The sequence below is a fragment of the Williamsia sp. genome (assembly GCF_016462415.1).
GTDB lineage: Bacteria > Actinomycetota > Actinomycetes > Mycobacteriales > Mycobacteriaceae > Williamsia_A.
On record NZ_JAEMTF010000002.1, the window covers coordinates 111,236 to 113,069 of the forward strand.

Annotated in this window: 1 protein-coding gene and 2 tRNA genes; 1 reads left to right on the plus strand and 2 read right to left on the minus strand. The window is 67.2% G+C overall.

Annotated features, from left to right (window positions below):
• Both tig and JHC79_RS01175 read right to left on the minus strand, forming a co-directional pair.
• A partial coding sequence (tig, locus tag JHC79_RS01170) for a trigger factor (RefSeq protein ID WP_296388032.1) occupies positions 1–1,395 on the minus strand: 1,395 nt, incomplete at its 3' end.
• A 90-nt stretch (positions 1,396–1,485) separates the two neighbouring features.
• Positions 1,486–1,562: transfer RNA gene (locus JHC79_RS01175), tRNA-Pro, on the minus strand.
• 200 nt (positions 1,563–1,762) lie between these two features.
• On the opposite strand from JHC79_RS01175, the gene JHC79_RS01180 reads away from it, so the two are divergent.
• Positions 1,763–1,833 (plus strand) — tRNA-Gly (locus tag JHC79_RS01180).
• Position 1,834 lies beyond the last annotated feature (1 nt).

The following is a 1,834-nucleotide window of genomic DNA, read 5'->3' on the forward strand; positions in this document are numbered from 1 at the left end:
GGTCGCGTCTTCTGCGGGCACGTCATCGGCCGACTCGTCGGCGTCGCTGGGGACCTCGACCGCGGCGTCGTCCTCACCGGAGCCGAAGAACTCCGCGGTGTCGACGGTGGCGCCGGTGGTGTCGGTGACGGTGACCTCACCGATGAGTCCGGCGAGGGCCTTGCTGCGGCGGACGTCGGCGTACACGGCACCGACCTGGTTGGCCTGCTGCAGCTGACCGATGAAGTCCTGCGGCGACATGCCGTATCGCTGCGCCTGGAACAGGATCTGCTGGGTCAGCTCGTCCTGGCTGACGACCGTCTCCTGGTCCTCGGCGATGGCGTCGAGCAGCAGCTGGGTCCGGACCGACTTCTCGGCCGATTCGCGTGCCTGCCCCTCGAACTCCTCGCGGGTGGTGCCCTGCGCCTCGAGCAGCTTCGCGAACTGCTCCTCGTCGTGGTCGAGGCCGTGCAGGACCTCGTGTACCTGGTTCTCGACCTCGGCGTCGACGATGCCCTGCGGCAGCGGGATCTCGACGGTCTCGAGGAGCTTCTCCAGGACGGCGTCACGGATCGCGCTCGCCTGCTCCATCTTCTTGGACTGTCCGACCCGCTCGCGCAGATCGGCCTTGAGCTCGTCGATGGTGTCGAATTCGCTTGCCATCTGGGCGAACTCGTCGTCGGGCTCGGGCAGCTCACGCTCCTTGACGGTGTTCACCGTCACGGCCACCTCCGCCTCCTCACCGGCATGCGCACCGGCGACGAGGGTGGTGGTGAAGGTCTTGTCGGAGCCGGCGGTCATGCCGACGAGCGCCTCGTCGAGTCCGTCGATCAGCTGGCCGGAACCGACCTCGTGCGACAGCCCGGTGGTCGAGGCCTCCTCGACCGCCTCACCGTTGACCGACGCGGCGAGATCGATGGACACGAAGTCGCCGTCCTGCGCGGGACGGTCGACGCCGGTCAGGGTTCCGAATCGGGCCCGCAGGGCCTCGAACTGCTCGGCGACCGCGTCGTCGTCGACCTCGATCGGCTCGACCTCGACGGCGAGGGTGTCGAACGCGGGGATGGTGATCTCGGGCCGGACGTCGACCTCGGCGGTGAAAGTGATCGACTTGCCGTACTCGAGCTCGGCGAGGTCGATGTCGGGCTGGCCGATGGCCTTGGTCTCGGTCTCGGCAACGGCCTCGCTGTACTTGCCGGGCAGCGCGTCGTTGACGACCTGGGCCAGGACGGAGTCACGACCGACGCGTGCCTCGATCAACTTGGCCGGCGCCTTGCCGGGACGGAAGCCGGGGATGCGGATCTGCTGCGCCAGCGACTTGTAGGCGCGGGCGAACTCCTTCTCGAGTTCCTCGAAGGGGACCTCGACGTTGAGTTTGACCCGCGTCGGGCTGAGCTGCTCGACGGTGCTCTTCACGAACTTGACTCCTTATGTAGAACGACCGGCAGCGAATTGCTGCCGGCCTGGGTTGTCGGCGACCGACAACGCCACTTCCGTCGGTCCTCATGGTCGGGATGACAGGATTCGAACCTGCGACCCTCCGCTCCCAAAGCGGATGCGCTACCAAGCTGCGCCACATCCCGCACCAGGCGCCCGAACGACCGCGAGTCGATTTCGACCCACGCAGACACCAGCCGCAAATACTACGTGTCACGTGGTGACCGGCGTGAATCGGTGGCCGACCGCATCGGAGTCGGTGGTGATTTCGGCTCCGCGCCCGCGACGCGGTACAGTCGCTTCCGCACGCGGCGCCGGTGGCGATCCCACTCGGCGCGGTGTGCTCGCGGGTGTAGCTCAATGGTAGAGCCCTAGTCTTCCAAACTAGCTACGCGGGTTCGATTCCCGTCACCCGCTC